Annotated in this window: 6 protein-coding genes and 1 pseudogene; 3 read left to right on the top strand and 4 right to left on the bottom strand. The window is 74.5% G+C overall.

The window, feature by feature from the left end:
- Both RIF68_RS23865 and RIF68_RS23860 read left to right on the top strand, forming a co-directional pair.
- Nucleotides 1-146 (top strand): annotated as a pseudogene (locus tag RIF68_RS23865) (LD-carboxypeptidase); the annotation flags it as partial.
- Between the two features lie 168 nt (nucleotides 147-314).
- Nucleotides 315-2,117: a CocE/NonD family hydrolase gene (locus RIF68_RS23860; protein WP_309053346.1), complete on the top strand. Its 1,803-nt coding sequence runs from the start codon at nucleotides 315-317 to the stop codon at nucleotides 2,115-2,117.
- 74 nt (nucleotides 2,118-2,191) lie between these two features.
- Here the strand turns inward: RIF68_RS23860 and RIF68_RS23855 are convergent, their stop codons facing one another.
- Both RIF68_RS23855 and RIF68_RS23850 read right to left on the bottom strand, forming a co-directional pair.
- Nucleotides 2,192-3,280 (bottom strand): adenosine deaminase, encoded by a 1,089-nt coding sequence (locus RIF68_RS23855; protein WP_309053345.1) that lies wholly within the window; start codon nucleotides 3,278-3,280, stop codon nucleotides 2,192-2,194.
- 135 nt (nucleotides 3,281-3,415) lie between these two features.
- Entirely contained in the window at nucleotides 3,416-4,174 is a 759-nt protein-coding gene (locus RIF68_RS23850) for a GntR family transcriptional regulator (protein ID WP_309053344.1), read from the bottom strand.
- A gap of 114 nt (nucleotides 4,175-4,288) precedes the next feature.
- On the opposite strand from RIF68_RS23850, the gene RIF68_RS23845 reads away from it, so the two are divergent.
- Complete coding sequence (locus RIF68_RS23845) at nucleotides 4,289-4,834, top strand: GNAT family protein (protein WP_309053343.1); 546 nt, start codon at nucleotides 4,289-4,291, stop codon at nucleotides 4,832-4,834.
- Here RIF68_RS23845 and RIF68_RS23840 read toward each other — a convergent pair.
- Both RIF68_RS23840 and RIF68_RS23835 read right to left on the bottom strand, forming a co-directional pair.
- Nucleotides 4,818-5,150, bottom strand: coding sequence for a DUF6204 family protein (locus tag RIF68_RS23840; protein ID WP_309053342.1), 333 nt, complete (start codon nucleotides 5,148-5,150; stop codon nucleotides 4,818-4,820). The two genes, RIF68_RS23845 and RIF68_RS23840, sit on opposite strands and share 17 nt — an antisense overlap.
- Before the next feature lie 140 nt (nucleotides 5,151-5,290).
- Complete coding sequence (locus RIF68_RS23835; RefSeq protein ID WP_309053341.1) at nucleotides 5,291-6,127, bottom strand: methyltransferase domain-containing protein; 837 nt, start codon at nucleotides 6,125-6,127, stop codon at nucleotides 5,291-5,293.
- Nucleotides 6,128-6,173 lie beyond the last annotated feature (46 nt).

Here is a 6,173-nt window from a genome sequence, read left to right as displayed (position 1 = left end):
ATCGGCTCGGCGGCCTCGGCGTCCCGGTGGTGGAGGAGATGGGCTTCGGGCACAGCGGGACGGCGCTCACCGTGCCGCTCGGCGTTCCGGCGGTGCTCGACGCGGAGGCGGCGACGCTCACCCTGGATGTCCCGGCCCTCCTCTGACGGACCCGGGCGTCCCCGGCCCGGCCGTCGCTGAATTCCCGTCAACAACCTGTGCCGGAAGCGTTGACGGCTTCATGACACGTGTCACACCATGGGCGCCGACCCGGTACCTACCGGTCGGTACGCCGATCGGCCGCCCGGGCGCCGTTCCCCCGTGTGGAGGTCTCCGTGCGCCGTGCCGTCCCCCGATCCCGCAAGGCCCTCGCGTGGGCGGCCGGTGCGACCGCCCTGGCCGCGCCCCTCGCCCTCGCCGCACCCGCGGGCGCGGCCGCGCCCGGCACCCGCGCCACGGCGGCGACGGTCGCCGAGCCGGCCCCGTACACCGTCACCCCTCTCCGTTTCACCGTCCGCGCCGGGGACCGGAACTGCGCGGTCGACGCCGACCTGTACCGGCCCGCCGGCGTGGACGCCACCCGCCCCGCGCCCGCCGTGCTCGCCACCAACGGCTTCGGCGGCGACAAGCGCGACGGCTCCACCGACGCCATCGGCAAGGCCTTCGCCACGCGCGGCTACGTGAGCCTCGTCTACTCCGGGCTGGGCTTCGGCGCCTCCGGCTGCCTCATCTCCCTCGACGACCCCGAGATCGACGGCCGCGCGGCCGCCCGCCTCGTCGACTTCCTCGCCGGTACCCGCGCCGCCGACGACGGGACCCGCGTCGACTACGTCCTCAAGGACGGCGCGGACGACCCGCGCGTCGGCATGGTCGGCGGCTCCTACGGCGGTGCCGTCCAGCTCGCCGCCGCCTCCGTCGACCGCCGCCTCGACGCCCTCGTCCCGCTCATCACCTGGCACGACCTCGCCCACTCCCTCGCCCCGAACGCCGCCGACCGCGACACCCCCGGCGTCTTCAAATGGCAGTGGGCCAACGGCTTCTACCTCATCGGTGAGGGCCAGCCGCTCCTCGCGCCCTCCCTCGACCCCAGCAGGATCAACACGCTCGGCTGCCTCCACTTCGTCACCGAGGCCTGCGAGACCGTACGGCTGCTCAACTCCGGCCGCTACCCGGCGGCGGAGACGGGCAAGATGCTCGCCTTCGCCCGGAGCGTCTCCCCGGTCTCGTACCTCGACCGCGTGCACGCCCCGACCCTCCTCGTCCAGGGCAAGGCCGACAGCCTCTTCACCCTCAACGAGGCCACGGCCACCTACGAGCGGCTCAGGAAGCGCGGCGTCGAGACCCGGATGATCTGGCAGTCCACCGGGCACAGCGGTGGCGCCGCGCCCGGGGAACTCGACCTGGGGGCGCCCGAGAAGTCGTACGTCGGACGGCGCATCCTCGCCTGGTTCGACCGGCACCTGCGCCGCGATCCCGCCGCCGGTCCCGGGCCGGCCTTCGCCTACCACCGTGCCTGGGCGAGCGGTTACGGGACCGCCGACCGGGTCCCGGCCACGGGCCAGGAGCTGTATCTCTCCGGTGACGGCACGCTGGTGGACAGCCGGGCGGAGGTCACGCGCGGGGCGCGCCGGTACGCGAACGGGCTCCTGCCCACGAGCCACTCGGAGTCCTCGCTCGCCGGTCTCACCGGGCTGCCCGACCCCCGGCCCTACGACCTGCCGGGCACCCACCTCGGCTGGACCAGTGCCCCGCTCGCCGGGCCCGTCGACCTCGTCGGCGCACCCCGCGCCACCCTGAGGGTCGTCTCCCCGGTGGCCGAACGCGTCCAGCACTCCGGCGACGCCGCCGACAAGCTCGTCCTCTTCGCCAAGCTCTACGACGTGGCCCCCGACGGTACGACCACCCTGGTCAACCGACTGGTCGCGCCGGTCAGGGTGCCGGACGTCACCCGTCCGTTCACCGTCGAACTGCCCGCCGTCGCCCACCGCTACGAGACCGGACACCGGCTGCGGTTCGTCGTCGCGGCGAGCGACACCGCCTACACCGGCAACCGGGGAATCAAGCCGGTGACGATCGTCAGCGCCCCCGAGGACACCGGCGTCCTGCGCCTTCCGCTGGCCGGCGGCCGGGTCGGCTGAGCCGGACGCGCCGTGCCACCCGGTCCCCGAGGACCGGGCGGCACGGCGCGTGAAGGTCGTCGGCGGCCGCGGGCCTACAGCGCCGCGTACCCCGGGCGTACGACCTCGTCGATCAGCCGCTGCCGCTCCGGCAGCGGCAGGAACGCGGCCTCCAGCGCGGCCACCGTGAACTCCTCGAAGACCTCGGGGCCGTACCCGAAGGCGTCCACCATGTGCTGGAACTCCTCGCTCATGGTGGTGCCGGAGACGAGGCGGTTGTCGGTGTTCAGGGTGATGCGGAAGCCGAGGCGGCGCAGCTCGTCGATCGGGTGCGAGGCGTAGTCCTTCGCCGCGCCCGTCTGGAGGTTGGAGGTCGGGCAGACCTCCAGGGCGATCCGGTTGTCGCGCACGTACGCGGCGAGCCGGCCCAGCGTGCCGTCCTCGGCGATGTCGTCGGTGATCCGCACGCCGTGGCCGATCCGCTCGGAGCCGCAGACCTGCACGGCCTCGTGGATCGACTCGGCGCCGACGGCCTCGCCCGCGTGGATCGTGTAGTGGCAGTTCTCCCGCTTCAGGTGCTGGAAGGCGGGCAGGTGGCGGGCCGGCGGGTTGCCGATCTCACCGCCGGCGATGTCGAACCCGGCCACGCCGTTGTCCCGGTGGGCGACCGTGAGCCGGGCGATCTCCAGGGAGCGGTCGGTGTGGCGCATGCCGGTGAGCAGCGTGCGGACGGTGATCCGGCCGCCGGCGCGGCGCTCGCCCTCGCGGAAGCCCTCGTTGACCGCCTCGACGACCTCGTCCAGGGTCAGGCCGCCCTCCAGGTGCTGCTCGGGGGCGTAGCGGACCTCGGCGTAGACGACCCCGTCGGCCGCCAGGTCCTCGGCGCACTCGGCCGCGACGCGGAACAGCGCCTCGCGGGTCTGCATCACCGCGCAGGTGTGGGCGAACGTCTCCAGGTAGCGCTCCAGCGAACCGGAGTCGGCCGCGTCCCGGAACCAGACCGCCAGCTCGGCCGGGTCCTCGGTGGGCAGCGCGGCGTAGCCGCACGCGCGGGCCAGTTCGACGATGGTGGCGGGACGCAGCCCGCCGTCGAGGTGGTCGTGGAGGACGGCCTTCGGGGCGCGCCGGATCCACTCGGAGACGGAGGCGCCGACAGGCGTGGCAGGGTTGTCAGACAAGTGCATGGCCGGGAAGTGTACGGCACGGGACCGGGCGGCCGCTGTGACACCGGCGACAGCGGCCCACCGCGGGGTGTCCGGCGGCTCATCGGCGCCTCCGGGGACCGGGGGATCACGCCCTCGGCCGCCCCGGCGGCGCGGTCAGTGGGAGTGCAGCACCGGCAGCGCGGGCGCGCCGGTCGGCAGCATGTGCTTGGCGGCGAGGACGGGCGTCTCCCCGACCCGTACGACCTGCGTGACCAGGACGGCGGGGGTGTCACCCGGGCGCCCCAGCTGTTCCCCGCGCCGGCGGCCCAGCAGGGTGGCCGTGATGCCGCTGTGCGCGCTCAGGGCCGTCTCGCGGGAGGCGTCGATCAGGACCGCCAGCATGGAGACGGCCGCCGCCCCCGGCTCCCCGTCGACCGCGCGCAGGGCCCGCGCGAACGCGGGATGGACCGTGTCGAGCACCTCGTCCGCGGCCGCCCACTCGTGGCTCAGCGCCGCCGCCACGCCCTCCCCGGTCAGGACGGACTCCCAGAACCGCAGCTCCGCCCGCGCGGGTGCGTGCAGGTGCTGGGTGGTGAAGTCGGTGGGTTCCTCGACCGTCCGCAGCAGGGCCCGCACGCGCAGCGGTTCACCCGCTCCGATCAGCCCCTCCAGCGGCTGCACCTGCTCGAAGCCGCGCCGGGGCGGCCGGGCGTTGACCGTGCGGCCGACCCCGCGCCGTACCGTGAGGAGTCCGTCCTCCTGGAGCAGCAGCAGCGCCTCGCGCAGGGCGGGCCGGCTCACCCCGAGTTCGGCGGCGAGCTTCGGCTCGGACGGCAGCGTGGAACCGGGCGGGTACGTGCCGTCGTGCACCGCGTCCGCGATCCGCTCGTAGAGCGCCACGACCGGCCGCCGCCGCTGCCCACTGCCCGCCACGGCTCCTCCTCGGCTCCTGATCCCGTCCGTCGGGACCACGGTAGTCGGCCCAAGCTGTCTGACAAGTCACATGCCTCGCACCGCGCGCCGGCGTCTCGTCGTTACCCTGGGCCCATGTCCGACGACGATCTTGAGCGCTACCTGATTTCGGGCCCCCGGGTGGGGCTGCGGCCCTTCACGGCCGAGGACGCCGAGGAGTTCACCACGCGGGCGGAGGAGAGCCGAGAGCTGCACCGTCCGTGGCTGTTCCCGCCCCGCACCACGGAGGCGTACGCCGCCTACGCGGGCGCCCTGACCGACGACCCGGCCCGTGCCGGGTTCCTGGTGTGCGAGCACGCCGAGGGGGGTGCCATCGCCGGGTTCGTCAACATCAACAACATCGTGCGGGGCGCCTTCCGCAGCGGAGCCCTCGGTTACGGCGCCTTCGCGCACGCCGCCGGGCGCGGTCTGCTCACCGAGGCGCTCGGGCTGCTCCTCACCTACGCCTTCGGGCCGATGGAGCTGCACCGCCTGGAGGCCAACATCCAGCCCGGCAACACCGCCTCGCGCGCCCTGGTCCGCCGGGCCGGCTTCCGCCTCGAAGGGTTCTCGCCGGCGATGCTGTTCATCGACGGGGCCTGGCGGGACCACGAGCGCTGGGCGATCACCGCTTGTAGTTGATCTTCATCGTGTCGAGGTCGGTCACCGTCGACCGCAGCCCCTTGTACCCGTGCCCCAGCTCCCGCAGGGCCCGTTCCACCCGCTCCTCCGCGAGGGCGCCGGCCATCTCCTCGCCGTCCTCCGCGTCCGAGACCACGACGACCCGGTACGAGAAGTGCTTGAGCGTCCGGTCGTAGGCGAGCGACCCCTCCTCGCTGAACCGCATCGCGCTCAGCCCGTGCGCGTCCGCCTCGGCGAGCAGCCGGGCCCGGCCCTCCTCGGACAGCTCGTCGAACGTGCCGCGGACGATGACCCGGTAGGTGTGCTGGGTGCCCATGCCTCGTACTCCCTGTGCTCCTGGGGGCGGTGGGCGCCGTCATGGCGCGCCGACCGGCCACCCTACGGCGCCCTCCACCGCCCCGCCCGGCAATATTCCGGCGCCCGGCCGCCGACCCGGGCCGGCGGCCCGGCCCCCGGTCAGGGGACGCGGCAGAGGATCTCGCCGTGCGGCACCATGAACCAGGCGTCCTCCCCGGCGCCCCACTCCCGCCAGGCTCCGGCGACGGCGGCCAGGTCGCCGGCCGTGGCATGGCCGCCGCCCACCGCCAGGCCGGCGTAGCCCGAGGAGGTCGTGCGGTCCGCCCACAGACCGCTCCACCACTCCCGCTCATCGGGCGTACCGAAGCACCAGGCGGACGCGGTGGCGGTCACCTCGGTGAAACCCGCCTGCCGGGCCCAGGAGACCAGGCGCCGTCCGGCGTCGGGCTCGCCGCCGTTGGCGCGCGCGACCCGGCGGTAGAGGGCCAGCCAGTCGTCCAGGCCGGGAAGTTCGGGGTACCAGGCGAAGGACCGGTAGTCGCTGTCCCGGGCGGCGACCACACCGCCCGGCCGGCAGACCCGGCGCATCTCGCCCAGGGCCCGTACCGGATCACCCACGTGCTGGAGCACCTGATGGGCGTGGACGACGTCGAAGGAGTCGTCGGGGAAATCCAGGGCGTGGACGTCGGCGACGGCGAACACCACGTTGTCCAGGCCCCGTTCGGCGGCGACGGCGCGGGCCTTCGCGAGGACGTCCCCGGCCGCGTCGACGGCCGTGACCCGTCCGGGCGCCACCAGCGCGGCCAGGTCGGCGGTGATGGTCCCGGGCCCGCAGCCCACGTCGAGGACGTCCAGCCCGGCGCGCAGTTCGGGCAGCAGATGGGCGGCGGAGTTGGCGGCGGTCCGCCAGGTGTGCGAGCGCAGGACCGACTCGTGATGACCGTGGGTGTAGACGGCCGTCTCCCGGGGTGCGGACGGCTCGGAGGCGTGCGGCATGGAAGCGACTCCCTCGGATGTGGCACGTGCCCTCACCGTACGCGCG

Origin of the sequence: Streptomyces sp. (assembly GCF_031178505.1) — a bacterium.
Taxonomy (GTDB): Bacteria; Actinomycetota; Actinomycetes; order Streptomycetales; family Streptomycetaceae; genus Streptomyces; species Streptomyces gulbargensis.
The sequence above is the reverse complement of the archived record's forward strand: the minus strand, read 5'-3'. Positions and strand labels throughout refer to the sequence as shown.